This is a genomic window from Marinobacter sp. F3R11 (assembly GCF_003318275.1).
Taxonomy (GTDB): Bacteria; Pseudomonadota; Gammaproteobacteria; order Pseudomonadales; family Oleiphilaceae; genus Marinobacter.
This window is the reverse complement of the sequence record NZ_QOCH01000013.1, coordinates 64,216-88,419: the sequence shown is the minus strand read 5'-3', so window position 1 is coordinate 88,419 and position 24,204 is coordinate 64,216. Positions and strand designations below refer to the sequence as shown.

The 24,204-nt window shown below is 52.4% G+C and carries 26 protein-coding genes and 1 tRNA gene; 19 read left to right on the top strand and 8 right to left on the bottom strand.

Annotated elements, in window-relative coordinates; all coding sequences use genetic code 11:
* Window positions 1–22 precede the first annotated feature (22 nt).
* Complete coding sequence (locus DS878_RS05360) at window positions 23–250, top strand: sulfurtransferase TusA family protein (RefSeq protein WP_113814956.1); 228 nt, start codon at window positions 23–25, stop codon at window positions 248–250.
* Between the two features lie 16 nt (window positions 251–266).
* Window positions 267–1,346 (top strand): AI-2E family transporter, encoded by a 1,080-nt coding sequence (locus DS878_RS05355; RefSeq protein ID WP_113814955.1) that lies wholly within the window; start codon window positions 267–269, stop codon window positions 1,344–1,346.
* A gap of 9 nt (window positions 1,347–1,355) precedes the next feature.
* Here DS878_RS05355 and DS878_RS05350 read toward each other — a convergent pair whose 3' ends face one another.
* Complete coding sequence (locus DS878_RS05350) at window positions 1,356–1,826, bottom strand: peroxiredoxin (RefSeq protein WP_113814954.1); 471 nt, start codon at window positions 1,824–1,826, stop codon at window positions 1,356–1,358.
* Window positions 1,827–1,900: 74 nt separating this feature from the next.
* Here DS878_RS05350 and dapA point away from each other — a divergent pair, with 74 nt between their 5' ends.
* From dapA to DS878_RS05305, 9 genes are all read left to right on the top strand, one after another.
* A complete protein-coding gene (dapA, locus tag DS878_RS05345) occupies window positions 1,901–2,779 on the top strand; it encodes a 4-hydroxy-tetrahydrodipicolinate synthase (RefSeq protein WP_113814953.1) in 879 nt (292 codons plus the stop codon).
* A 47-nt stretch (window positions 2,780–2,826) separates the two neighbouring features.
* Window positions 2,827–3,969, top strand: a complete 1,143-nt coding sequence (gene bamC / locus DS878_RS05340; protein ID WP_113814952.1) for an outer membrane protein assembly factor BamC — start codon at window positions 2,827–2,829, stop codon at window positions 3,967–3,969.
* A 48-nt stretch (window positions 3,970–4,017) separates the two neighbouring features.
* The gene (gene purC / locus DS878_RS05335) at window positions 4,018–4,731 is read left to right on the top strand and encodes a phosphoribosylaminoimidazolesuccinocarboxamide synthase (RefSeq protein ID WP_113814951.1); all 714 of its coding nucleotides are present in this window, start codon (window positions 4,018–4,020) and stop codon (window positions 4,729–4,731) included.
* Between the two features lie 45 nt (window positions 4,732–4,776).
* Window positions 4,777–5,499 carry a TIGR04219 family outer membrane beta-barrel protein gene (locus DS878_RS05330; protein WP_113814950.1) on the top strand — a complete coding sequence of 241 codons (723 nt, stop codon included), beginning with the start codon at window positions 4,777–4,779 and terminating at the stop codon, window positions 5,497–5,499.
* 25 nt (window positions 5,500–5,524) lie between these two features.
* Window positions 5,525–6,532 carry an NAD-dependent epimerase gene (locus DS878_RS05325; RefSeq protein WP_113814949.1) on the top strand — a complete coding sequence of 336 codons (1,008 nt, stop codon included), beginning with the start codon at window positions 5,525–5,527 and terminating at the stop codon, window positions 6,530–6,532.
* Between the two features lie 258 nt (window positions 6,533–6,790).
* Entirely contained in the window at window positions 6,791–7,447 is a 657-nt protein-coding gene (locus DS878_RS15605; RefSeq protein ID WP_113814948.1) for a PepSY-associated TM helix domain-containing protein, read from the top strand.
* A 9-nt stretch (window positions 7,448–7,456) separates the two neighbouring features.
* Entirely contained in the window at window positions 7,457–7,975 is a 519-nt protein-coding gene (locus DS878_RS15600) for a DUF2271 domain-containing protein (protein ID WP_113814947.1), read from the top strand.
* A gap of 25 nt (window positions 7,976–8,000) precedes the next feature.
* Complete coding sequence (locus DS878_RS05310; RefSeq protein ID WP_113814946.1) at window positions 8,001–8,804, top strand: DUF4198 domain-containing protein; 804 nt, start codon at window positions 8,001–8,003, stop codon at window positions 8,802–8,804.
* Window positions 8,801–9,430: a flavodoxin domain-containing protein gene (locus tag DS878_RS05305; RefSeq protein WP_113814945.1), complete on the top strand. Its 630-nt coding sequence runs from the start codon at window positions 8,801–8,803 to the stop codon at window positions 9,428–9,430. Before DS878_RS05310 ends, DS878_RS05305 begins: the two co-directional genes overlap by 4 nt.
* Here the strand turns inward: DS878_RS05305 and DS878_RS05300 are convergent.
* Window positions 9,390–9,785, bottom strand: coding sequence for a glutaredoxin family protein (locus DS878_RS05300; RefSeq protein ID WP_113814944.1), 396 nt, complete (start codon window positions 9,783–9,785; stop codon window positions 9,390–9,392). The two genes, DS878_RS05305 and DS878_RS05300, sit on opposite strands and share 41 nt — an antisense overlap.
* Window positions 9,786–9,894: 109 nt before the next feature.
* Between DS878_RS05300 and DS878_RS05295 the strand changes: the two genes are divergently transcribed.
* A complete protein-coding gene (locus tag DS878_RS05295; RefSeq protein ID WP_113814943.1) occupies window positions 9,895–10,578 on the top strand; it encodes a cytochrome b/b6 domain-containing protein in 684 nt (227 codons plus the stop codon).
* A 30-nt stretch (window positions 10,579–10,608) separates the two neighbouring features.
* On the opposite strand, the gene DS878_RS05290 is transcribed toward DS878_RS05295, so the two are convergent.
* The 5 genes from DS878_RS05290 to DS878_RS05270 all read right to left on the bottom strand — a co-directional run bounded on the left by DS878_RS05290 (window position 10,609) and on the right by DS878_RS05270 (window position 14,695).
* Complete coding sequence (locus DS878_RS05290) at window positions 10,609–11,076, bottom strand: c-type cytochrome (protein ID WP_113814942.1); 468 nt, start codon at window positions 11,074–11,076, stop codon at window positions 10,609–10,611.
* Between the two features lie 213 nt (window positions 11,077–11,289).
* Window positions 11,290–11,366, bottom strand: a tRNA-Val gene (locus tag DS878_RS05285).
* Window positions 11,367–11,421: 55 nt separating this feature from the next.
* Window positions 11,422–12,372, bottom strand: coding sequence for a DMT family transporter (locus DS878_RS05280; RefSeq protein ID WP_113814941.1), 951 nt, complete (start codon window positions 12,370–12,372; stop codon window positions 11,422–11,424).
* Window positions 12,373–12,496: 124 nt separating this feature from the next.
* A complete protein-coding gene (locus tag DS878_RS05275; RefSeq protein ID WP_113814940.1) occupies window positions 12,497–13,585 on the bottom strand; it encodes a hypothetical protein in 1,089 nt (362 codons plus the stop codon).
* 36 nt (window positions 13,586–13,621) lie between these two features.
* Window positions 13,622–14,695 carry a hypothetical protein gene (locus DS878_RS05270; protein ID WP_113814939.1) on the bottom strand — a complete coding sequence of 358 codons (1,074 nt, stop codon included), beginning with the start codon at window positions 14,693–14,695 and terminating at the stop codon, window positions 13,622–13,624.
* Window positions 14,696–14,913: 218 nt separating this feature from the next.
* Here DS878_RS05270 and DS878_RS05265 point away from each other — a divergent pair, with 218 nt between their 5' ends.
* The gene (locus DS878_RS05265; RefSeq protein ID WP_113814938.1) at window positions 14,914–15,330 is read left to right on the top strand and encodes a helix-turn-helix domain-containing protein; all 417 of its coding nucleotides are present in this window, start codon (window positions 14,914–14,916) and stop codon (window positions 15,328–15,330) included.
* A 30-nt stretch (window positions 15,331–15,360) separates the two neighbouring features.
* Here DS878_RS05265 and galU read toward each other — a convergent pair whose 3' ends face one another.
* Window positions 15,361–16,200, bottom strand: coding sequence for a UTP--glucose-1-phosphate uridylyltransferase GalU (galU, locus tag DS878_RS05260; RefSeq protein ID WP_113814937.1), 840 nt, complete (start codon window positions 16,198–16,200; stop codon window positions 15,361–15,363).
* A gap of 315 nt (window positions 16,201–16,515) precedes the next feature.
* Between galU and DS878_RS05255 the strand changes: the two genes are divergently transcribed.
* From DS878_RS05255 to DS878_RS05230, 6 genes are all read left to right on the top strand, one after another.
* Entirely contained in the window at window positions 16,516–17,670 is a 1,155-nt protein-coding gene (locus DS878_RS05255) for a ShlB/FhaC/HecB family hemolysin secretion/activation protein (protein ID WP_113814936.1), read from the top strand.
* A 115-nt stretch (window positions 17,671–17,785) separates the two neighbouring features.
* Window positions 17,786–19,336, top strand: a complete 1,551-nt coding sequence (locus DS878_RS05250; protein ID WP_113814935.1) for a glucan biosynthesis protein G — start codon at window positions 17,786–17,788, stop codon at window positions 19,334–19,336.
* A gap of 34 nt (window positions 19,337–19,370) precedes the next feature.
* On the top strand, window positions 19,371–19,640 hold the full coding sequence (locus tag DS878_RS05245; protein ID WP_113814934.1) for a hypothetical protein: 270 nt from the start codon (window positions 19,371–19,373) through the stop codon (window positions 19,638–19,640).
* On the top strand, window positions 19,633–21,729 hold the full coding sequence (mdoH, locus tag DS878_RS05240; protein WP_113814933.1) for a glucans biosynthesis glucosyltransferase MdoH: 2,097 nt from the start codon (window positions 19,633–19,635) through the stop codon (window positions 21,727–21,729). The genes DS878_RS05245 and mdoH overlap by 8 nt, the downstream gene beginning before the upstream one ends.
* A 77-nt stretch (window positions 21,730–21,806) precedes the next feature.
* Window positions 21,807–23,393: a glucan biosynthesis protein gene (locus DS878_RS05235; RefSeq protein WP_113814932.1), complete on the top strand. Its 1,587-nt coding sequence runs from the start codon at window positions 21,807–21,809 to the stop codon at window positions 23,391–23,393.
* Between the two features lie 119 nt (window positions 23,394–23,512).
* Complete coding sequence (locus DS878_RS05230) at window positions 23,513–24,193, top strand: GntR family transcriptional regulator (RefSeq protein WP_113814931.1); 681 nt, start codon at window positions 23,513–23,515, stop codon at window positions 24,191–24,193.
* Window positions 24,194–24,204: the final 11 nt, after the last annotated feature.

Genomic DNA, 24,204 nt, shown 5'->3' with positions numbered 1-24,204 from the left:
CTTGTTATGGTGCAGCTTCTTTATGACTGATCGTACACTGGATGCTTCCGGGCTTCGTTGTCCTATGCCCCTGCTGAAAACAAAGCTGGAGCTCAACGGCATGGCTCCCGGTGAGAAGCTTGAGGTAATCGCTACCGATGCGGGCTCTGCCCGCGATATCCCGGCCTTTCTGGAGTTGTCCCGCCACCGTCTGGTGAACTCCTCGGAAAATGATGGCCATTACAAGTTTGTGATAGAGTGCGGCGGTTGATTCTCCGGAGTTTTTGATGTTCAGAATTTTACGCGGTCTTGCGCATAAATACTTTTCAGATGAAGAAGCTGTCATTCTTTTCCTGATTCTGGTGGCAGGTACAGTTTTTATTATCTGGTTCGGTGCAATGCTTGCACCCGTAATCGGCTCACTCATAGTAGCGTTCATTTTGCAGGGGCTTGTAACCCGGCTGAACACGCTCGGCGTTCCGGAAGGAATCGCAATACTGAGCGTCTTCCTTGTATTTCTCGGCGTGTTGGTAGGCTTTATTTTCGGGCTTCTTCCGCTTGTATGGACTCAGCTCAGTACTCTGGCTCGTGAGGCACCCCGAATCATCGGTGAGCTACAGTCCTATCTGGAGTTGCTCCCTGAAGAGTATCCACACATAATCTCTGCAGAGGCGGTAAGCAGTCTTTACCAGCAGGTGAACACCGAAGTAGGGCATATGACCCAGTGGCTGGTTTCTTTCTCGTTATCGAGTATTCCTGATCTGGTGGCTCTGCTGATCTATATGGTCCTTGTGCCCATTCTGGTATTTTTCTTCCTGAAAGATCGCGCGGTACTGCTTGGTTCAATTTCACGGTTACTTCCACCCCAGCGCCCGATGATGTTGCAGATCTGGCACGAAGTGAATCTTCAATGTGCCAATTATGTACGGGGAAAAGCCCTTGAAATTCTGATCGTTGGCAGCGCAACCTACGTTTCATTCAAACTTCTCGGCGTACCCTATGCGGCACTCTTGTCGCTATTGGTGGGCCTGAGTGTTGTTATCCCTTATATCGGAGCTGCTGTTGTAACCATTCCTGTTGCAGTGATTGCGCTGTTCGCTTTCGGCTGGGGTACTCATTTTATCTGGGTAATGGTTATCTACGGGATTATTCAGGCCCTGGACGGCAATGTGCTGGTTCCTGTGCTGTTTTCGGAAGTGAACAACCTTCACCCGGTTGTCATCATTATTTCGGTGCTGTTTTTTGGCGGGATCTGGGGGCTGTGGGGTGTTTTCTTTGCCATCCCCCTGGCAACCATGCTGAAAGCTGTCTTTTCTGCCTGGCCGGTGAAGGAGCCATACTCCTCAACCGGACCAGATCAGAGTTAGCCGGGTCGTTTATACGAGCTCTTTGACGGCTGCGAGGACTTCGTCCACGTGGCCCGGTACTTTCACTCCTCGCCACTCTTTGCGCAGCACACCATCCTGGTCAATCAGGAAAGTGCTGCGATCAATGCCCATGTATTCTTTGCCGTATAGCTTCTTGAGTTTGATAACATCAAACAGTTTGCACAAAGTTTCATCTTTATCGGAAATAAGATGAAACGGGAATTCGAACTTTGCCCGGAAATTTTCGTGTGCTTTCAGTCCGTCGCGTGAAACTCCGAAAATCTCTGTGTCCAGTTCCGCGAAGGCTTTCATCTGGTCCCGGAAGTCTTGTCCTTCCGTTGTGCAGCCCGGTGTATTGTCTTTCGGGTAGAAATAAATCACGACATTTTTGCCGCGTAAATCTGCCAGGCGAATGGTCTGGTCGCCTGTGGCGGCCGCTTCAAAGTCTGGTACTGGTTTGTTTAGTTCAACCGATGACATGACTTCTCCTTTAATTCCCTTGTGTCAGTACGTGCCCAACATTACCATAACCGTTTTATTCGGACGGAGCATTTATGATTACGGGTAGCCTTGTCGCACTGGTCACACCCATGCATCCTAATGGTGACATTCACTGGGAGGATCTGGATAAGTTGGTGGATTTTCATCTGGAGAACGGTACGGACGGTATCGTTGCTGTGGGTACCACCGGTGAATCTGCAACACTTGATCAGAAAGAGCACTGCCGGGCGATTGGTCACATTATCAAGCGTGTGAACGGACGCATCCCTGTTATTGCAGGTACCGGAGGCAACAGTACACGGGAAGCTATTGAGCTGACCACCGAAGCCTGCAAGCTTGGTGCGGATGCCTGTTTGCTGGTTGTTCCATATTATAACAAGCCGACTCAGGAAGGCCTGTATCAGCACTTCAAGGCGATCGCAGAAGCGGTGCCGGGCATAAAGCAGATGCTCTATAACGTACCAGGGCGTACATCCTGCGATATGCTGAACGAAACCGTGCTTCGACTTGCCGACGTTCCGAATATTGTCGCTATCAAGGATGCTACCGGGAATATCCCACGGGGAATTGAGCTGATAGAAGCCCTGGACGGGCGACTGGCGGTCTACTCCGGTGATGATGCTACTGCGGCCGAGCTGATTCTTGCAGGTGGCCAGGGTAACGTTTCTGTTACCGCAAATGTGGCTCCCAAAGCGATGTCTGAACTGTGCGCAGCGGCCATGGCGGGCAACCGGGAAGAAACCGGGCGTCTGAACGAACTTCTGATGCCGTTGAACCGTAAATTGTTCCTCGAAGCAAACCCCATTCCGGTGAAGTGGGCACTTTATCGCATGGGTATGATCGGGGAAGGTATCCGGCTGCCGCTGACACCGTTCAGCGAAAAATTCCATGCCGAACTTGAAGAAGCAATGAAAGCTTCGGGTGTGCTCTGAGTTTGCAGCTACCCACCCAGAAACAGTCACACACAGAGAGTAGGCCGATGCCGGTTCTTTCAGGAATTCGTAAATTCGACGCATTCCGGTCCATAGCGGTTGCATCCGGGCTATTACTGGCCGTCGCTACGTCTGGTTGTAGCCTGGTGGAAGATCGTTCTGGACGTTATGTAAATGCAACGGAAGGTGATGAGCTGATTCTGCCGGAAACGGCAGATTCTTCCAATTTCACCCAGATTATGCCCATTCGCAAGATAGATGCGGCAGATGCGGGCAAGATTCAGTCGTCCGACATCCCCCGGCCTCCCGATATGACCTCGGAAATTCTCGAGGAAAACTACGTGGTCGAAGAGCTGGATGGCAGAACCTGGCTGTTAGTTAATGACGTGCCTGGTCGCATCTGGCCAGCGGCAACCGCCTACATGAATGAACGGGGTCTGGGTGTCGCCTATGACAATCCGCAACTGGGCCTGCTGCAAAGCGAAGTTGCAAACTTCAGCATGCGCGCCCGTGAACTTCTGGAACTGTCGAATGAGCCCGCAGCAGTTAACGGCTCAGAAGCTAAAGCACTACTGCAGGTGCGTATAGCGCCCGGTGTACGCCGGAAAACGACTGAAATTCAGGTGCGCAAGCTCACCTCAGAAGGTAATAGGGCAGAAGACGGTTCCGACGACACTGGCGTTTGGCCCACGGGACTTATTCCCTGGTCTGGCGCCAATGACTCATCAACAGGCGATCTGGAATTGCAGAAACGCCTGCTCGCAGATCTCGGGTCCTTCCTGAAGGCACGTGAAGAAAGTAAATCGTTCTCCCGGGCGGCATCGGGGATGGCGGCCAGACCTCTTGTGAAGCTGGTGTCTGAAAATGACATTGCGAAAGCCATAGAAATGGATCTCGACTACGGCCGTTCCTGGGCCGAGGTTAATCGTGCACTTGTCGAATCGGATATCGCTATCGTTGATCTTAACCGCAGTGAAGGCTGGTTTTTTGTTGATTTCCGAACCGCCGATGAGCGCGACCCGGGCTGGTTCAGTTGGTTCAGTGATAAAGAAAAGCCTCGCCACACCCACACTGTCAATCTTGCAGAACAGGATGGTCAGGTGCACGTGACTGCAGAAGTGGTTGAAAATTATAGCGGTGACCGGGGTTCTGAGGATCTGCTGAAACAACTTTTCGATTACCTATACTGATTCAGAAGGGGTGCCTGCGATGCGGGCCTCCGTTTCGGAGACTTACTAATGGAAAAACGCGAAGAACTCTACGCAGGCAAAGCCAAATCCGTGTTCAGTACTGATGATCCTGAGCGCTTTGTCCTGGTCTTCCGGGACGATACCTCGGCGTTTGACGGCGAAAAGAAAGAGCAGCTCAATCGAAAAGGAATGGTGAATAACCGTTTTAATGCATTCATCATGGAGAAGTTGGAAGCTGCTGGTGTGCCGACACATCATGAGGGCCTGCTGTCTGCTACCGAATCGCTGGTAAAAAAGCTGGATATGATTCCGGTGGAATGTGTAGTGCGAAATATTTCTGCAGGTAGTCTTTGTCGCCGCCTTGGCGTGGAAGAAGGGCTGGAGCTTAATCCACCCACCTATGAGCTGTTTCTCAAAAATGATGCTCTGCACGATCCAATGGTTAACGAATCTCTGGCGATCAGCTTTAACTGGGCAAGTGAAGCCGAGCTGGCCCGCATGAAAGAGCTTACCTACAAAGTAAATGATGTACTTAAAACTCTGTTTGATGATGCGGGCATGTTGCTGGTGGACTACAAACTGGAGTTTGGCCGCAGCGGCGCGGAAATTGTTCTGGGCGATGAATTCAGCCCTGACGGCTGCCGTATATGGGATAAGGAGACCCGTAAGAAAATGGACAAGGATCGCTTCCGCCAAGGGCTGGGCGACGTTATCGAAACTTATGAAGAAGTGGGTCGCCGTCTTGGTATCCAATTCGACTGATGGTCAACGATAGATCCAAACAGATTAAAACAACACAGGTGCACTATGCGTAAATTGATTCTTGCGGCAGGGAGTTCTCTTGTTCTGGCGGCCCCCCTGGTACAAGCCGATGTGGTTGGCCTGGGTGCCAGCGTTAGCTACTGGGATTCGGATTTGTCCGGAGATGTCACATCTGGCAGTAGCTCTGTTGACGTGAATGACGAGTTGCGGCTGAAAGATGATGGTAACGCCAACGCCAGCGTTTATATCGAACACCCGGTGCCCCTGCTGCCAAATGTGCGTTTGGCCTACACGCTGGTTCAGCAAAGCGGTAACGGAACTCTAAGCAGTTCATTTGATGGCGTCAGTGCAGGTAATGTCCGCTCTGAACTGGATCTGGAACAGCTGGATTTAACGCTGTACTACGAAATTCTTGATAACTGGGTGAATCTGGACCTGGGCCTCACAGTCCGGGATTTTTCAGGTGAACTGCAGGTGCATAATGCGATCCAGTCAAGCCGTACAGAAGCCGATGCTGTCGTGCCTATGGGTTATGTTGCCGCCCGTTTTGACTTGCCTTTGACCGGGGCAGCTCTCGGGGCAGAAGGTAATTTTATCAGCTTCGATGGCGACTCCATGCGTGATTTCAATGTCTATGGCCAGTACAGCATTTCATTGCTTCAGCTGCGGGCAGGCTATCGTCAGGTTGCTGTTGATTATGAAGATGGTAGTGATGTTTTTGATGTGAAAATCGACGGGCCCTTTATCAGCGCGGGCCTGTCTTTCTAAGCAGCTAATTAAGGGAGTAAGAAATTTGAGGATTCTGGTAACGGGCACTGCCGGGTTTATCGGTGCGCAACTGGCGCATCGGTTGCTTGAGCGGGGAGACGAGGTCATAGGCGTTGATAACCTTAACGACTATTACGATGTCAGTCTCAAGGAAGCCCGGCTGGCGCGTCTCACCGGTAACCCTGGCTTTGTCGAAGTGCGTGAGGACATCGCAGACCGTGAGGTGATGGCGGATATATTCTCAGAATATCGCCCTGAACGAGTCGTACACCTTGCCGCCCAGGCAGGTGTACGATATTCCCTGGAAAACCCTGACGCATACGTAGATGCCAACCTTGTCGGCTTTATGAATATTCTGGAGGGATGCCGCCATAACGATGTGAAGCACCTGGTTTATGCCTCCAGCAGTTCTGTATATGGCGCCAATGAAGCCATGCCATTTTCCGTTCACGATAATGTGGACCACCCTCTTAGCCTGTATGCAGCATCAAAAAAAGCCAATGAACTGATGGCCCATACCTATAGCCATTTGTACGGTTTGCCCACAACCGGGCTTCGGTTTTTTACGGTATATGGCCCTTGGGGTCGCCCGGATATGGCGTTGTTTATCTTTACCAAAAAGATTCTGGCTGGTGAGCCCATTGATGTTTTCAATCACGGCAGCCACAAACGGGACTTCACCTACATAGACGATATTGTGGAAGGCGTAGTGCGGACACTGGATCAGGTGGCCGTGCCAAACAAGGACTGGAGTGGAGCGGCGCCGGATCCGGGTACCAGTAAAGCCCCTTACCGCATCTACAATATTGGAAGTAACAACCCGGTGGAGTTGTCGCGCTTTATTGAAATTATTGAAAAACAGACAGGTAAGAAGGCCCGGAAAAACCTGCTGCCAATGCAGCCAGGTGACGTGCCCGCTACATACGCAAACATAGATGATCTCATTCGCGACGTAGGCTATACGCCAAAAACCTCCGTGGAGGAGGGGATAGCCAACTTCGTCGACTGGTATCGTAAGTTTTACCAGGTCTGATCTCACCAGAATAAACCGGGGCGCCATTTCTGGTGCCCTTATAGTTTAGCTTCTTCTGCATTCCCCCCCCGGCTCAGTTCGCTGCACGTCAAGATTTCCCGCTAACAATAAGCATTTACGGTTGGTATTGTAAAATATCTGTAAATGGGAATTGTAAGCGTTTAACAAATGACATAATCTCCCGCTTGTTTTCGATCAGAGTGCCTTGCTTGTAAGCATAGTGGCAGTCTGCAATGAGCCATGGAGCCTCAGCGGTATATGACAGACACAGCAAGCAGGAGAATAACGAACAGCGATGAAAGCTTCGGGAAGAGCCGTAGCCGCTGGCTGAAACTCTGTTTGCGCTGGCACTGGATAAGCTCAGCGTTGGCCGTGTCTGGAATGCTGTTATTCGCCATTACCGGAATTACTCTGAATCACGCCGGCCAGATAAGTGCCGCGCCCGATGTTGTTGTTATCGAGGACACCTTGCCAGAAGAGCTGGTGCATCAACTCAGTGCTTCGGATAACAGGCAGAGTGAGGACATCCCGGTTGAGTTGAATGAGTGGCTCGCTTCTGAACATGGAGTGTCATTAACGGGCGGTCTTCCGGAGTGGTCGGAATATGAGCTCTATATATCGCAGCCCAGGCCGGGCGGCGATGCCTGGTTGAGCGCAGATCTGGAAACCGGTGAGCTTGTCTACGAGACCACCGACAGAGGCTGGATAGCCTGGCTGAATGATTTGCATAAAGGCCGGAATACCGGAGATGCGTGGGTCTGGTTCATTGATATTTTTGCGTTGGTTTGTGTGGTTTTCTGCGTAACCGGGTTTGGTGTTCTGTGGATTCATTCCCGGGAGAGACCAGCGGTATGGCCGGTTGTGGGGGCCGGAATACTGATTCCGGTTTTGCTCGTCGCACTGTTTGTTCACTAAGGAGAGTTTATGAGGTTAACCGGCAAAACCACCTTGCTGGCCCTGTTGTTGGGTTCGGCATGCGCGGGGGCAGCAGAGTTGGAACTCGAGGTAGAGATTCCGGCCCTGAACGTAGCGGAATACCACCACCCCTACGTTGCAATATGGGTTGAAGACACCAAAGGGCAGCATCAGCAGAATCTGTCACTCTGGTATGACCACGACATGCGCGATGACGAGGGCCAGAAATGGCTGAAGGACCTTCGGCTCTGGTGGCGAAGAAGTGGGCGACAACTGGAATTCCCTGTTGATGGGTTCAGTGCAGCAACCCGACCTGTTGGCACCCATAAGCTGGAATTCAGCAGTAATTCCCCGGTTATCAAAGATCTGCCGGGGGGTGACTATCGGTTGGTAGTAGAAGCCGCGAGAGAAGTGGGTGGCAGGGAACTATTGAGATTACCCTTCCAGTGGCCACCTCAAGAACGACAGGAAATTGTGAAGCAGGGCAGCAATGAGCTTGGCCGCATACAACTCGTAGTCAAACCCTGAACATCCCGGAAAGAGGTTCATTACTATGAAGAAGTTAATCGCAGCGGCCTTGCTGGCCGCTGGTATCGGTGCGGTATCTCAGGCTCATGCTCACAGAGCCTGGATGTTGCCTTCAGCAACTGTTCTTGCCGGTGATACCGCCTGGGTAACGATGGATGGAGCCGTTTCAAACAGCCTCTTCTATTTTGAGCACCATCCTTTAAACCTGGACCAGTTGGAAATAATCGGTCCCCGGGGGGAGCCGGTGGAGGCACTGAACAGGGCTACCGGGAAATACCGTTCGGTATTTGACGCGGAGCTCACAAACGATGGGACCTATACGTTCGAAATCCGACGCTCCGGCCTTGCTGGTATGTATAAGCTGAATGACAAGCCGGTCAGGTGGCGTGGCAGTGTAGATGAAGTCAAGGATATCCCTGAAGATGCCGAAGGCCTGCGCCTGTTCGAGATGGATAACCTCATGCAGGTGTTTGTCACCAAAGGCGCGCCGACCTATGAAACCTTTGAAGCTCAAGGTGTTGGTCTGGAAATGGTTCCAGTTACCCACCCTAATGACCTGTTTGCCGGTGAAACCTCAGAGTTCCGCTTCTTTGTGGATGGCAAGCCTGCGGCAGATCTGGATGTTGTACTGATTCGGGATGGTATCCGATATCGGGACCAGGTTGATGAAATGCAGCTCAAGACTGATGCTCAGGGCAGCATTTTTGTTGAATGGGAGCAGCCAGGGATGTATTGGCTGGAGACCGAATTGGAGCAACCAGGTAAGCGTCTCGACAATGCCAAAAGACGGATGAGTTACAGCGCCACGCTTGAGGTGTTGCCGCTTTGAACTGGTGGGTGAAGCCGGCTGTTGCAGCTTTGTTTTGCGGGGTTCTCTGGGTGCTGTTTCAGGAAGGGCTTGCGCTGGAACGAAAAATCGTAGCAACTGCTGCGATAGCGGCTTACGCCCTGATCCTTCTCCGGTACAACAAAGCTTGTCTCGGGGAAGCTGAAGGTGAGAGCGGAGCAGGGGTGGACTACCTGGTTGCTTACGCCACCGAAACCGGCACAGCCCGGCAAATAGCCAGGCAGACCTGCAAAACCATTCGGGAAAACGGGCTGCGCGCATCTCTGGTTGAGCTTAATCGGCTGGTTTCAAGCCCGCGGCCATCCAAAGGTTTGCTGGTTATTGCCAGCACTACAGGCAACGGCGATGCACCGAGAACGGGTGATGCCTGGCAAGAGGAGGGAGGCAGCTTTCTCCGGAATTTCGCCTCCTGCTCCTATGCGGTTTTAGCCTTGGGGGATCGCAGTTATAGCAACTTCTGCGGTTTTGGCCTGCAAGTTGCCGCAGAGTTACAGCAGGCTGGCGCAGTGCCCCTGTTTGAACCTGTGTTAGTCCATCAGGGAGACCCTGCATCTGTGAACTACTGGTTCAGGCAGCTTTCCCGAAGCGCTGTTCCAGCCAGGCGTTGATATCACTGGATTCGTACATCCAGGTTTCACTGCCGTCGGGGTTGCTGATTCGAAGGCAAGGCACTTTTACCTGACCTCCGCCTTGTTCGAGTTCGGCCCGGTGGGTTTCATTGTGCTGGGCGTCCCGCTTTTCAATCTTCAGATTAAGCCGCGCTATCTGCTTTCGTACCTTGACGCAGAATGGGCAGGTTTTAAACTGGTACAATACCAGTTGTTCGCAGGCGGCATCAGCTTCCTGTTGCTCCGCAGGGCTGCGTTCCAGAGGCCTGCCGTTACCAAGCTTTTCGCTCAATAACACAAAGGGTGTCAGAATCAGACGCAATGTCCGGAAGAAAAATCGGATAACCATTCGCATTGAATAAGCCTTTAATTTGGTAGATGAACTCCGGTGGGCAGTATAAAGCAAAACCAGGGTCGTTCGGTTAATCTGCACGTATGTATGACAGCCTTATAAGGAACTGAAAATGAATTCGATTTCCCTGTGGGATCTGCCTACACGGTTGTTTCACTGGTTGCTGGTAGTCACAGTTACAGGTTCGCTGGTAACGGTAAATCTCGGTGGTACCTGGATGCTGTGGCATGAGCGCTGCGGCCTTGCCATCGTGGGGCTCATCAGCTTTCGGTTGGTTTGGGGAATCATTGGTTCAACCTACTCACGCTTTATACAATTTATTCCGCGGCCCTCGGCCATCGCTGCCTACCTGAGGGGTGAGTGGAAAGGTTTGGGGCACAACCCACTGGGAGCGTTGTCAGTACTTGCTCTGCTCGGATTAATGGGTTTTCAGGCGGTTACTGGTTTGTTTGCGACAGATGCCATTGCATTCAATGGACCGCTCTACAGCGCGGTATCCTCCGGGTGGAACGATACGATTACTTCCTGGCATAAACTGACAGAATGGTTTATCTACGGCCTGATTGGCCTGCATATCGCCAGCGTGTTTTTTTACACGCTGATAAAGAAGGATAACCTGATCGCCCCGATGATTACCGGGCGCAAACTTGTAGAAGAAGCTCCGGATAAAGACCGCAAGGGTGGTGGCCTGGTGGCTTTTATTATCGCACTGGCGATAGCAGGATTTGCAGTCTGGGTCGCCAGCGGAGGGCTTCTTCCCCCCCCTCCGCCGCCGCCAACCGATTTGGGTTGGTAAACAGCGGAAGGAAGGTTATGCCTGTAGGGCTTACTTGGCGCGGAATGCGTCGTGGCAGGCCTTACAGGATTTGCCAACTTCACTGAACTGGGCTGCGATAGCTGCTTTATCACCGCCGTTGGCAGCGACTTGCTGAAGCTTGGTTGCAGCCTGGGCAAATCCGATAGCTACTTCACGGGCTTTATCCGGTTGTTCAAAAAACTCCGGCTTGAGCTTGGTGTTGTCATTTTTGTCCATGCCTGTACCCGGGCCGAAGAGGCTGCCCAGCCCGGAATTTGCGACAGCCGCAATGGAGTTGGCTGCTGCCAGTATCTGCTTCTCGTTGTAAGCAACTTCTCCATCAATGGCCTGAGCCTTGATTTTGCCCATGTTCCAGCCGGCGAACGTAAACGCGCTCTGACGGGTTTTAATCTGGTCTTCCACATCCATTTGAGCCATAACAGGTGTAGCTATGGCTGCGCTCAATGCCAAGGCCGCAAAAAATCCTGATTTACGCATGGTCTTCCTCTCTCATTTATAAAAACAATGTGGTACTACCAGTGTAATGATTTCACAGATGCAATCAGGATTACACTGAAATACTGTAAAGACACAGTAAAGAGCTTGAATTGTCTGAGCAAAAGGTGTGCAGGGTATTGTGGAGACGAAATGCGGGCATAAAAAAAAGCCAGTTCCTACGGCTTGCGCAAGCGACTGACTTTTTTGCAGAATTGGTAGGACCACCCAGATTCGAACTGGGGACCTCTACCATGTCAAGGTAGCGCTCTAACCAACTGAGCTATGGTCCTGTGTCCTGCAACGGGGACGAAATATACTGACTCCGGGGTTTTGGGTCAACCTCTTTTATCCGGTTTTTCTTTTCCGCAGAGACGCTTTAAGTGCGTTACTCAGAGCGCTCCAGCGGTTCACTATGAGAGCCGCAAAGATTAGCCCGCAACCGGCCAGTTGCGTTGGTGACATGGTCTCACCAAACCATCCTGCGGCAAATAGTGATACCCAGACGGGTTCCAGAACCAGAATAACGGCGCCATGGCTGTGGGCAGACAGACTTTGGGCATAGGTTTGTACAAGAAAGCGCCCCGCGGTGCCGATTGTTGCGCTGGCAATAATCCACCAGATGAGTAGTGGAGGGGGGGTGCTGAAGGTTGGCTTCCAGGGCTCCAGAATCGACGATATAGTCATGGTTACGAACCCGACAGTAATCAGCGCGATAGCCGTTAGCGGCAGCGCGGGAACCCTCTGCTTTTCAATGGTTTTACCCTCGCGATTGATAACCGTACGCTGATTTGCAGCTCGGGTGTTCAGGGTGAAATACAGCGCAAAGATGGTGGCGGCCACAACAAAGAATATCTGGCCGGGTTCTGGCTGAAACCCATTACGAAGGGAGAGCAGAGCCAGTCCGGCAATGGCAACGGGGATAGCAAGCCAGGTGCTCAGTGGCTGCGCTTCTTTGAATGCCAGGCGGGCGATTACAGGCACAATGACCACGCCAAGGCTGGTGATAAATGCCCCTTCACCCATGCTGGTTCCGTGAAACAAGCCCATCACCCAGAAACACATGGCAATGCCAAACACCAGCCCGACACCCACGCCACGTTTGAGCTGATCTGCTGTCAGGCGCATCAGAGGCCGCCAGGCAAACACAGCCAGAAGGCCGCCGGCGATCAGAAACCGCAATCCCATAAATAGCAACGGTGGCATGAGCAACACAGCTTCTTTGGAGAAAATCCAGCTTATGGCTGCCAGCAGGGTGACGATAACAAGAAGGAGATCTGATTTATGAGCGTCGGACATGGTTTAGGCAGCGCTAGGGTAAGGGAAGTGGTGTAGCGCGACAATGTATAGTTTGCGAAGTAAAAAAGAAAGCCGGCTCGTCCATGAGCCGTTAAGAATCCCTGCAAGCCTTTGTCTTCTGTTGTTAATTGTTGAGGGTAGAATAAACCAGTGACGACATGTCGGTCTGATCTGAACCTGGAACCTCGATGAATTTGTCTTTGGAACCCCACAGCTTCCACCAGGGTCGCTGGCTGTAACTTCTGCTGGCAAAGTCGACCTGAAGGCCATTCAGGGTTGTGTTGTTCACGACTGGCACTGAGATATTGCCAGTTTCCGTGCCCAATACACCGCCATGGGTAACGCCATCATTCATCAGTATCGGGTAATGGTTGTAGTAAAGGCCAGACGGGCCATCCTGGCTGGTTACTTTTCCAGCGAGACTCAGACTCCCGGAGCAGGAATCAATACCCTGGGCTGAGGTGGCCCCACACGCGGAATGCGTGGGTACAACGCCATCGTCAGTGCCGGATATAAATGGTTTGGTGATGCCCGCGTAGGGTGATCCTCCGGCTACGAAGCGCAGTCTCGGGATTGAGTTCGGGCTCAATGCAAGGTTTCTGGCGGTGTTGGTTTGCAGGTCATTTACTACTCCCATCTTGCCAGGCTCTGGCTCTATACCTGTGAACACCTGTACAGCGGCACGAAGAGCCCAGTTGTACCAGGTAGGATTGTACGCAAGGCTCATGGCGAGGTTGGCCAGTTCTGTACCACCCCCAGCTCCGGCATAGTCGATGGACGCCAGGATCTTCAGCGGAGGCAAACCTTCGTTCTGCAGCCAGCGAGCCTGGTTGTCCAACAGGTAGCGTGTAACCAGGTCACCGGTTGAGTGGGAGACTACTATGCAGAAGTCGTTGCACAGCCCTTGTTGGCTTATTTCGCGGATTTGCTCGTAAGCCCTTTGTGCGATGGTGCCTTCGATACGTCCGTCGCTTGGCCAGTCAATGCGGGCTTCTGAGCGGGACAGCCAGAATGTCTGCCAGTAATCCTCACCTGCGTCTTTAATCGCCTGCAGATCGGTGGGCGGCGACGAGAGGTCTTCCATCTGAAATCCGTGAACCAGTATGACATTGTGTCCGGCAAGCTGTGCCTGGGCCGTTCCGGCCATCATACTGCTGGCAAGCGCTGTCGCCAGTGCAACTTTACAGGCATATCGGGTTTTTATTGTTGTCATGATTGCTCCGTTTTGCTTGGTTATTATTGTGGTACCTCAGAACTTGTCAGCCAGCTGTTTCAGCAGAGCTGCACGTTGTTCCGATTCGGGATTCACCGCCGGAGTATCACTCAGGTCATCAAGATCCGGCGGTTCGAATTCGTATCCGTCATCCGGGCCATAGGCGTAATGGGTGCGGTCTCCTGGCAAAGCCGGCAGTTGGCGGATCTGCAAGTTGCGCAGCTGGAACTTGCCCTTGAACGATCTATTAGCGAGGAGGGTGCCGTGAGCTTTCAGGGATATGGAATCTGATGTTCTGTCCAGGCGTTTTTCCGCCTGAAGTTGTGCCACTGGTTGCTGCCCGTAATAGAGCTGGGCAGATAAGGCATAGAACCCCGAAGCCTGAGGTGAAAAGTTTACCGGGATGATCAGGTTGTTGTTACTGAGGTATGTATCTTCCAGCCCTTCAAAGTCACCAAGATAAGGTTCTATGGTCAGGGTTGATGCATGCCGGACAGGTTTTCCGTCAATGTTTGCTTCTACAATAAGCCGGTATTCTCCGGGCTCTTCATCGCTGCTCAGACTGCCCTGGTAGTAACCGGTCTGGCCGTCCTGTTCCAGTGTCTTGCTTCCGGCAGGCTCCCTGGACTCAGTATTCTCAAGAGTTGCCTGAAGTGAATGGCCCATCACCTGAGGCCCTTGCAATGAGGCAACGACAAGAATGTCTTCACCCCGGGTGAAGCGGAATTTGTCCAGGGTTACCGTAAACTCTCCTCCGTTTTCCAGGGGCAATACCACTGGCTCATAGTGATTTCCGAGGTACCCCTGTGCCTGGGCTTTGGTTAAAGGTACAGACCAGGGAGGATAACGAATTGACTGGCTATATTGGTCGGCTACCGTTGATAACATGAAGCCAATCGGATTATCTGATGGAGGTTTTTTCTGAATGCCGGCTGCTATCTGCAGTGGCCCGGGATGAGAGCCTGACCCGGATGGTCTATCCGGGTAATCCTGCTCTGCGGATCGCGTGCTCCAGTCAAAATTAAAGTTATTATTGTCTGACAACAGATATCCTGTGCCGACAACAACGGAGGCTGTAAACAAACCGACCAGGATCGCCTTACCGGGCATTTGTCTGTCCTTATTTTTATAGTGTTGTCTGACAAACATACAGATGGTTAGTCTGCAATGGCTAAAATATAGTCGATAATTGGATCCGCACAGTTAATTCCTGTGATTACTTTCACAAAGCGTTCAAATCAGTATGGGCCGATTGTGCTCAACACTATATGTACGTTACATTTCCTGCTTGGCTTACATTTCCGGTCAATTTTTCTGAGGCGAATACCATGCGTTACCTGCAGACATTCAACCGCCGGCTGCGGCAGATGCGTGAGGCAGGGCGCTTATCCTGTCAGGACGTGGCTGAGATCTGTGGCGTGGAAGAGGCGCAGGTTAAAAGCTGGGAGGCATCGGATGTAAGGCAGCGCACCTACCCTGATGTGACAGCGTTGCTGGATTTCTGCATAAAAACTGAAACCCCTTTGGAAAACCTGCTCGATCTTGCGGGGTCCGGAGACGAAGGCCAGCTTGAACTCCCGGGACTGGCGTTCAGCGAAAGCGATGACCTCTCGAATGCACTGAAAGAGCTGGAAAAGGAAATAAACCGGGTTCAGCTCTCAGGGGAAGAAGTAAAACTACTGCGCCGGTTCCGTAAGACAACTGAGGAAAACCGGCGCATGATCTTGCAGATTCTGGGTGCCTGAACGGGGCAATCCCGGGCTTGTCCAGCTCCCTTATTTCTGCTTTTTGTAGATATTTTCGTACACGTAATTCGTGGCCTCTACAAAACCATCAATACTGCCGCAGTCAAAACGCTGGCCTTTGAACTGGTATGCCAGTACGCAGCCGTTTTTTGCCTGTTGGAGCAATGCATCGGTAATCTGGATTTCGCCGTTTTTGCCTGCGGGTGTACGCTCCAGAATGTCGAAAATATCCGGGGTGAGAATGTAACGGCCGATGATCGCCATATTGCTGGGCGCGTCTTCGGGAGCTGGTTTTTCTACCATGTCGGTGATGCGGTACAGGCCATCTTTCATGGATTCGCCGGCAATAACGCCGTATTTGTGGGTTTCATCAGCCGGAACTTCTTCAATAGCTACAATGGAGCAGCGGAACTGGTTATACAGTTTGACCATCTGTGCCATAACGCCGTCTTCACCTTCACCAGGACCCACGCAAAAGTCATCCGCCAGCACAACAGCAAAGGGGTTGTCGCCTACCAGATTGCGGCCACTGAGAATGGCATGGCCAAGCCCTTTCATCTCAACCTGACGGGTAAAGGCAAACGTATTGTGGTCGATCAGGTCACGAATGGATGTCAGTAAGTCTTCTTTGCCTGACCCTGCAATCTGATGCTCCAGTTCATAGCTGATATCAAAATGATCTTCTATTGCGCGCTTGCCGCGGCCAGTCACAAATCCGAATTCATGAATACCGGCTTCTGCTGCTTCTTCAACGCCGTATTGAACAAGCGGTTTGTTAACAACGGGCAGAATTTCTTTCGGCATTGCTTTTGTTGCCGGGAGAAAGCGTGTGCCGTAGCCGGCAACAGGGAAGAGGCACTTTTTAATCATGTCATTCGTCCTTTGGTCGGTATCAGAAGAGTTTCTATCATTTTACAGGAGTTTACCAAGTTATCGGCGTGAGAGGAGGGGACACCGGTATTCATTACCTTTTGTAATTGTTGCTTGAGCTCTTGCTGCGTCGGCAGCATGCCTGAGATATCTCATCTCATACATTTAAATGTCGCCATAACCTACTGTTTTCTGGAATATTAAATTTGTAATGTTTGGAAACTGTCACTGGATTTTGGCGCTGGGTTTTTTTACAGTGATCCTGCTACTTTAAAGTACCGTAATTCCGGTTCTATTCTTCAATGAGGTTTTTCTGTGGGGCGTTTTCTGCTGACAGTCCTGATTTTTGGCACAGTTGTCAGCCAGGTTTCAGCTAACAACGGGAGATCTTCTTCCGAGTCCCCCTTGTGGGACCTTTATCCTGCGGATCTGCTTCAGTCGGTTACCCGATACCTGGCTTCCCATACGGAATTTTCCGGCGATTCCAGCCAGACCAGCGAAAGAGCAGATGGCCGTCTCAACCTGACGAGCAGTAACCTGATCTGGTCCCAGCATGTTCTTGGTCTCGATTTCAGTGATTCTGTTGCCAGGGAAGGTAGTGCCGAATCCACAACATTCGCCTTGCGGTACTCTTTTCCTCTGGCGGGCAACAATTTTCGGATTGACCTTGAAAACAGGGATTATGCGGGAGCCGTGAGTGGTTCCGGACAGCGTTATAATACCCGGGGGAAACACCGCAACCTGAAAATAGCGGGTAACCGTTCTCTCTGGTCCTGGCAGGGTATTGAAGTCGACAGCATTTTTTCCCATACGAGTGGTAACGCAAGTGCGTTTGAAGATTCTCTATGGGTAGAAGATTCTACCCATCGGCTATCGAGCTTTGGCCTGCAAGGCTCAGCTTCGCGGGCGCTGTTTGGCGGGCTGTATGCAACAACGTCTTTGACAGCCATCGGAGGGCTGGACTCAAGGGAAACTGTCAGTCTGTCCGGCACTAGCAGCGATTTTGATGGTTTCCATAAACTGGCCATTGCGGCATCTCTCAGTCGGGAGGTGCTGGACTGGAGTCTCGGGCTTCGAGGGCGCTATCAGTTTGCACCAGAAGATCTGCCAACCTCCGAGTACCTGAGTATTGCAGGCCCGGCAATGATGAAAGGGTTTAACGGCCAGTCTGTACGTGTTTCGGAGGGTGGCTGGCTCCGCGTGAATGCGCGCAGCCCGGATTACCACTGGCCGTTTGCATCTGAATTCAATTCAACGGTTACGTTTTCATTGCTGCAAGGGTGGGCGCCTTATTCAGCCGCACAGTCTGATCGTTTCGGCAGCACCAGCACAGGTGAAATATCCCTTCAACTCTACTCAAGAGATTTTCGCGCGGACATGAGCGTGGGGCAAATGCTTAACGCCTCGAACACCGCGGTTCTGATGCCTTCCAGCCCTGATTTTTCCTTGTCGATCTCTGTTGGCATCTGACATCTGACACTCCTCCTGCTTTACTGTTTCTTGACGCCTCGTTACTAAGATGTCACTTGAGGCCTGCCTCACACTGGGTGTTACATTGGGAAGCTGGTTTACAAGGAGTTTGGCGATGACTGGATCACGGCTGCCTATATTTTTTACTCTGATTTCTGTGATCACGTTTTCCGGACATGCTAAGGCATTCGGGTTCAACGATGTGATCGACAAAGCCAGAACCATGTCAGATGAAACCTATAAGGAGCCACCCAGGGCTCCGGATTTCCTCCGTAACCTTGGTTATTCCGACTACCAGTCGATTCGGTTCAGGCCTGAACAGAGTCTCTGGCGCTCTGGCGGGTCGCGGTTTCAGGTGATGATGATTCCCCAGGGGAGTTTCTATTCCAATGCAGTCAGGCTCCATGTTGTTGACAGTGAAGGTGTTCACCCGATCGGGTTCGACAAGGCCAGTTTTGACTATCCCAACCCTGAACTTGCGAAAAGGATTCCGGCAGATCTCGGTTATGCCGGATTCAAGTTAACTTATCCTTTGTCGGGGACGGGTGAGCAAAACCAGTTTCTGGTGTTTGGCGGTGCAAGTTATTTCCGTGGCGTGGGCGCAAACCAGAGCTTCGGGCTCTCCGGCCGGGGTGTCGCTGTAGACACAGGTTTGCCTTCCGGTGAGGAATTTCCGGCATTTACCGAATTCTGGATGGAGCACCCCAGGGCCGGAGCCGATGTCATGGTGGTATATGGTCTGCTCGATGGGCCAAGCCTGACGGGCGCTTATCGCTTTGAAATCCGCCCCGGTAAAAGCACCCGGATGGATGTTACGGCCCAGCTGTTTTTCCGGGACGACATTGATCAGTTAGGGCAGGCTCCGCTTACCTCCATGTTTTTCTATGGCGACAACACTCTGCGTCCACGGGGAGAGTGGCGTCCGCAGGTACATGATTCCAAAGGTCTGCTGATCAACGATGACATAACAGGTGAGTGGCTCTGGCGTCCACTTGTAAACCCCGCCAGGCTGCAGTTGAGTTATCACCATGTTCAGCGGCTCGGCGGCTTTGGCCTGATTCAGCGCGATCGGCAGTTCCACGATTTTCAGGACAGTGAAGCACGCTACGATCGCCGGCCAAGTATGTGGGTGAAACCTACCGGTGCTGGCGAAGATGGCTGGGGTGAAGGCGAAGTTGTGCTTGTAGAAATTCCGTCCGGGGCGGAATCCAACGATAACATTGTTGCTTTCTTCAAGCCGGATCAAGCGGTCAAATCCGGGACGAGCCGCAACCTTGAATACTCCGTGATATTTGGTGAGCCGGATATTACCGGGCAGGCAAGTGGCCGGGCTGTACGGACGTTTGTCGGCAAGGGCAGCGGATCCGGTGATTCCGGCGAGGCTTTGCGGCTGATTGTGGATTTCAAAGGTGGTGAACTGGCGGGGTTGCGTCCCGATGCGGCGGTTGTGAGCCAGGTTAGCGGTGGTAAAGGCGTTGAAATAATCGAGCACTTTGTTGAATACATTGAAGCCAGCGACGTGTGGCGCTTGTCAATTCTTGCTAACCCTGCACCAGACCAACCGCTTGAATTGCGAGGCTTCCTCAGCAAGGAGAACAAGCCCGTCACAGAGACATGGACCTATCTGCTAGGACCTTCAACAGACATTCGTGGCATTCCGAAGTAGCTTTGACCGAAAGCCGAGACAGGGGGAGACAAATATGGAAGATATTTCCTTTCAGCATGTATTCAGCCGGGTATACAGCTATCTGTGTGAGGCGGGCGTCGAAATGACCAGTGAGCGCTGCCGGCAAATGCTGCAGCTTATTGACGATGCCATGGCTGAAGTTGGCGAGGATGAAGGTGGTCATCGCCTTTTGAAGAACGTTATGGACCGGTTGCCGGATTACTTTGCGATACCCGAAGCCCTGATTCCAGTGGTAGCGCCGCCCCTGAACCGGGGTAGCATAGGGTATCGTGGCCATGGGTAGCCCCACTGCGGAAACCTCCACGAAACACCCCTGGAGAATGGTAGCCAACCTGCGTCGTGCAGTGTTGATGCTGTTTGTATTCGGCCAGACGGCTGTAGCTTGCTACTACCTGCTTTGGGTCTTGCCGTATCACGGTGGCACCTTTCTCGAAATTGGCATGTTGGTGCTTTTTGCCATCCTGTACGCCTGGATAGCTGTCGGGTTCTGGACTGCTGTATTCGGGTTTGTTATCAGGCTGACGGGAGGTGATCGCCATTCCATACTCAAACGTCATAAAGAAGCAGAAATACTGGAAACGCCTTTGGCGAAAACAGCTGTATTGCTGCCTGTCTATCATGAACCTGTGCATTGGACGCTAAGCGGTCTTAAAGCTGTATACAGGGATATTGAGCGTACCGGTCATATTGATCATTTCGAGTTTTACATCCTCTCTGATAGTCGGGACCCCGATGTCTGGCTGGAAGAGCAGGTTGCCTGGAGCCAATTGGCGAAAGAGCTTGGAGGTGAGGGGCGGATTTTTTATCGCCGGCGCCCGGTAAACCTCAACTACAAAAGCGGCAACGTTGCCGATTTTCTCCGCCGGTGGGGCAGGCGTTGCAGGTATATGGTGGTTCTGGATGCAGACAGCCTGATGACGGGAGCCACCATTGTCCGCATGGTACAGCTGATGGAGCGCGAACCTGGCGTTGGTATCCTTCAGACCAATCCGAATATCATAAATGGCCAATCCCTGTTTGCCCGGATTCAACAATTTGCCAACCGCTTCTACTCCACCTTGTTCGCCAGCGGGCTGGCGGCTATCCAGATGGGCGATGCGGCGTTCTGGGGCCATAACGCCATTCTCCGAACAGAACCCTTCATGAAACACTGCGGGCTGCGAAAGTTGCCTGGTTTCGGAATCTTCGGTGGCCCTATCATGAGTCATGATTTTGTTGAGGCTGCCTATATGGGGCGTGCCGGTTACGAGGTATGGCTGGAGCCAGGCCTCAATGGCAGTTATGAAGAGTCACCGCCAACCCTGGCTGACGAATTGGCCCGGGACAGTCGCTGGGCTAAAGGTAATCTGCAGCATCTTTGGGTTATGTTGCGGGAGCCTGGCCTTCGTTTTGCCCACCGGATGGCGTTTCTCAACGGTATTATGGCGTACGTCGCTTCCCCGTTGTGGCTGGGTTTCCTGATCCTGACCACGATCGCAGCTGCCGATATGACGCTTTCACCAATTGAATACTTTCCTGATGGCCACCAGGGGCTTTTCCCGCTCTGGCCTGAATGGCGGCCAGAGTGGGCCCTGGGCCTTGCCCTGAGTACCCTGGCTCTGTTGTTTCTGCCAAAGTTCCTGGCAATTCTTGACGCCATGATTCACAGATTTACCAAAGAGTTTGGTGGTTTTTTTCGTCTGTTCAGCAGTGTCATGCTGGAAATCGTTATTTCGGTGTTGCTGGCCCCGGTACGCATGTGGGCACACAGTCGCTATGTGGTCTCGGCTCTTCTCAATGTTTCCCTGCAATGGGCCGGGCAAAACCGCACAGAAGAAGCAGGCTGGAAGGAAGCGCTGATCACCCAGCTGCCCGGGATGTTGTTGGGTGCTGGCTGGTCTGCATTTGCCTGGAGTCTGGACACCATGTTTTTCCTCTGGTCATTGCCTGTGGCTTTGCCGCTGATTCTGGCTGCGCCGACGGCGGTCTACCTTAGCCGGAATTCTCTCGGGAAGGCTCTCAGGAAACATCAGCTCCTGCTTATACCTGAGGAGATCAGAACAATGCCTTTGCTTGATGATGCTGTATCGTTCCGTTCCCGGGACGATACAGGTTCCCCGCTTACACCACTTGAGCAGGCAGTGTTGAGGCGTGATCACAATTGTCTGCACCAGGTTCTGGCCTGGGATCACCGGCTTGGTTCACGCAAGGTGGAGCTGGAGTCTTGTGTGGCGCGGTGTCTTGAAGGTGGTCCGGGCGCGTTGTCGCGTTCTGAAATGAGCCAGATTGCCAGGGACCGGCAATCACTCAGAGCCTTACACGAAGGCGCCTGGCGAGCTGCCCCCGACAGTTTTTGGGGGCGCGCTATCGGAAGGCTGAATGCTCAAACTTAAGCCGCAAGCGAGAGACACATAGTTTTATACGACTCATACATTAAATCTGATTGTTTCCTGTCAGAAGGAGAAAGACTATGGACCGACGGACCCTCGTAAAAACGCTTATATCAGGGTTTGGTGCCAGCAGCTTGCCGCTGACTTCTTTGGTCTGGGCGCAGAAAACCGAGTCAGATGGTAGCAATAGCAATGCTACCTTTAACTATGCCTGGCTTAAGGGCTACGCCCGGGAACTGGCGGCACAACCCTTTATTTCACATGAAGGTGAGTTGCCGCAGAGCCTCAGGCAGATCTCCTGGGACGATTACCAGGCCATCCGCTTTCGCAAGGATCATGCGCTATGGGCTGATAGCGAATCAGCCTTTCAGGCTCAGCTCTTCCATCTCGGGCTGTATTTCCAATCTCCGGTTACCCTTTATGAGGTGATTGACGGCAAAGCAACAGAGCTTCGTTACAACCCGGAATTTTTTGATTACGAAGGTGAACAGCCGCTTGGCGACCTGCCGGGCAATCTTGGTTATGCGGGCTTTCGCCTTCACTACCAGACAAACTTCTCTCTGGACCTTGCTGCTTTTCTTGGTGCAAGTTATTTCCGGGCGGTGGGCTCGGAAATGCAATACGGCATGTCTGCCAGGGGGCTGGCCATTGATACCGGCGTAAACGGCGAAGAGGAGTTCCCCAGGTTCAGTGCTTTCTGGCTGGAGCGCCCTCAACCCGGCAGCCAGGTTATACGGGTATGGGCATTGCTTGATTCCCCAAGTACCACTGGCGCTTATGCATTTGTGCTTGATCCGGGCCGTAACATGGTCATGGATGTAGATGTAGCCCTGTACCCGCGCACGGAAATCAAACGGGCGGGGATTGCGCCTCTGACCAGCATGTATCAGGTTGGCGAAAATGATCAGCGCATGGATTACGACTGGCGCCCGGAGATTCATGACTCTGACGGGCTGGCAATCTTGTCAGGCAATGGAGAATGGCTTTGGCGCCCACTTGAGAATCCGGCACACCTCCGCTTTAACAGCTTCATCGACAATAATCCCCGGGGCTTCGGCTTGTTGCAGCGGGACCGGGATTTTGATCATTATCAGGACGACGGAGTGTTCTATGAGCGTCGCCCCAGCGTCTGGGTTGAGCCAAAAAACCAATGGGGCCGGGGTAGTATTGACCTGGTGGAAATCCCAACGGTGGATGAAACCTTCGACAATATTGTTGCATTCTGGCATCCGCAGCAAGCGCTTAAACCAGGGCAGGAATACCTGTTTTCCTACAGGTTGCACTGGGGGGAGGGGGCGCCGGTCAACCCGCGTGAACTTGCGACCGTGCAGGCGACCCGAACCGGTCTGGGCGGTGTCATCGGTCAGAAACGTGAATATTTCTCGTGGCGCTTTGCCGTAGATTTCGCGGGAGGTGTACTTGAGATGTTGGGTGATAATGCTGAGGTAGAAGCTGTTATCAGTGTAAGCCGGGGCGAGGTGGAAATAACCTCAGCGCGCCCATTGTCTGCAATCAATGGCTACCGGGCTATGTTCGATCTGGTTCCGGGTGACTCGGAGGAGCCCATCAATATTCGCATGTTTCTGCGTTTGGGGCAGGAGCCTCTCACTGAAACCTGGGTTTACCAGTACACCCCGCCACCTGCATCCAGTCGAAAGCTCTACTGATTTACCGGAAGTCAGTAGTTACAGCCTTCAGGATTGTTAACAATTAAATTTCAAATTGTTGACAATATTGGGTGTCTGGCGTAGATTTCGCCAATAATAGTTAATATTGTTGACAAAATATGTCGGATATCGCTTCACAAACCTACACCCGCGCCGATGAGGCTTTTGATTGTCTGCAAACGGCGATCGTTAAAGGCGATCTCGCTCCAGGGGATAAAATCGGCGAGCTGGATCTTTGTGCCCGTTTCGATTTGACGCGAGGCCCCCTTCGGGAGGCTCTTGGCCGTCTGGAATCCCGGGGGCTACTGGTTCGTCGCCCCCATGCCGGCGTAAAAGTTGTTTCTCTGAGCACCTCGGAACTGGTGGAGTTGTACCGCATAAGGGAGGTCATGGAAGGTTTGGCTGCTCGTCAGGCGGCCGAACGCATGACCGACCAGGAAATCGCTGATCTCAAGGCCACCCTGGATTCTCACGAAGCCATGATCGACGAAGCCCGTGGTCAGGCCTATTATCAGGCTGAAGGGGATTATGATTTTCACCATCGAATTGCCACCGGTAGCCGGAATACAAAACTGGCCCAGATGCTTCTGGGCGACCTTTATTACATGGTGCGTATGTATCGTTACCGGTTAAGCACCTCCGCTGGCCGCCCCCACCTTGCTCTCGGGGAGCACCGTCGTATTGTGGAAGCCATCGCCCAGCGTGATGGAGAGCTCGCAGAATTTCTGATGAAAAGACACATCAATGCTGCTCGTAAAAATATCGAGAAAAAGATTCAAGAAGGCGTTTTAACCATATGATAAGAGAGGGA

Bases quoted from the DNA above. Each gene is read 5' to 3' on its own strand.
- DS878_RS15600 (WP_113814947.1), top strand. From the start codon at position 7,457: ATGAGGTTAACCGGCAAAACCACCTTGCTGGCCCTGTTGTTGGGTTCG.
- DS878_RS05235 (WP_113814932.1), top strand. From the start codon at position 21,807: ATGGACCGACGGACCCTCGTAAAAACGCTTATATCAGGGTTTGGTGCC.
- DS878_RS05355 (WP_113814955.1), top strand. From the start codon at position 267: ATGTTCAGAATTTTACGCGGTCTTGCGCATAAATACTTTTCAGATGAA.
- DS878_RS05270 (WP_113814939.1), bottom strand. From the start codon at position 14,695: ATGCCCGGTAAGGCGATCCTGGTCGGTTTGTTTACAGCCTCCGTTGTT.
- DS878_RS05275 (WP_113814940.1), bottom strand. From the start codon at position 13,585: ATGACAACAATAAAAACCCGATATGCCTGTAAAGTTGCACTGGCGACA.
- DS878_RS05310 (WP_113814946.1), top strand. From the start codon at position 8,001: ATGAAGAAGTTAATCGCAGCGGCCTTGCTGGCCGCTGGTATCGGTGCG.
- DS878_RS15605 (WP_113814948.1), top strand. From the start codon at position 6,791: ATGACAGACACAGCAAGCAGGAGAATAACGAACAGCGATGAAAGCTTC.
- DS878_RS05245 (WP_113814934.1), top strand. From the start codon at position 19,371: ATGGAAGATATTTCCTTTCAGCATGTATTCAGCCGGGTATACAGCTAT.
- DS878_RS05295 (WP_113814943.1), top strand. From the start codon at position 9,895: ATGAATTCGATTTCCCTGTGGGATCTGCCTACACGGTTGTTTCACTGG.
- DS878_RS05265 (WP_113814938.1), top strand. From the start codon at position 14,914: ATGCGTTACCTGCAGACATTCAACCGCCGGCTGCGGCAGATGCGTGAG.
- DS878_RS05250 (WP_113814935.1), top strand. From the start codon at position 17,786: ATGACTGGATCACGGCTGCCTATATTTTTTACTCTGATTTCTGTGATC.
- DS878_RS05330 (WP_113814950.1), top strand. From the start codon at position 4,777: ATGCGTAAATTGATTCTTGCGGCAGGGAGTTCTCTTGTTCTGGCGGCC.
- DS878_RS05300 (WP_113814944.1), bottom strand. From the start codon at position 9,785: ATGCGAATGGTTATCCGATTTTTCTTCCGGACATTGCGTCTGATTCTG.
- DS878_RS05350 (WP_113814954.1), bottom strand. From the start codon at position 1,826: ATGTCATCGGTTGAACTAAACAAACCAGTACCAGACTTTGAAGCGGCC.
- DS878_RS05280 (WP_113814941.1), bottom strand. From the start codon at position 12,372: ATGTCCGACGCTCATAAATCAGATCTCCTTCTTGTTATCGTCACCCTG.
- dapA (WP_113814953.1), top strand. From the start codon at position 1,901: ATGATTACGGGTAGCCTTGTCGCACTGGTCACACCCATGCATCCTAAT.
- DS878_RS05360 (WP_113814956.1), top strand. From the start codon at position 23: ATGACTGATCGTACACTGGATGCTTCCGGGCTTCGTTGTCCTATGCCC.
- mdoH (WP_113814933.1), top strand. From the start codon at position 19,633: ATGGGTAGCCCCACTGCGGAAACCTCCACGAAACACCCCTGGAGAATG.
- DS878_RS05230 (WP_113814931.1), top strand. From the start codon at position 23,513: ATGTCGGATATCGCTTCACAAACCTACACCCGCGCCGATGAGGCTTTT.
- DS878_RS05290 (WP_113814942.1), bottom strand. From the start codon at position 11,076: ATGCGTAAATCAGGATTTTTTGCGGCCTTGGCATTGAGCGCAGCCATA.
- galU (WP_113814937.1), bottom strand. From the start codon at position 16,200: ATGATTAAAAAGTGCCTCTTCCCTGTTGCCGGCTACGGCACACGCTTT.
- purC (WP_113814951.1), top strand. From the start codon at position 4,018: ATGGAAAAACGCGAAGAACTCTACGCAGGCAAAGCCAAATCCGTGTTC.
- bamC (WP_113814952.1), top strand. From the start codon at position 2,827: ATGCCGGTTCTTTCAGGAATTCGTAAATTCGACGCATTCCGGTCCATA.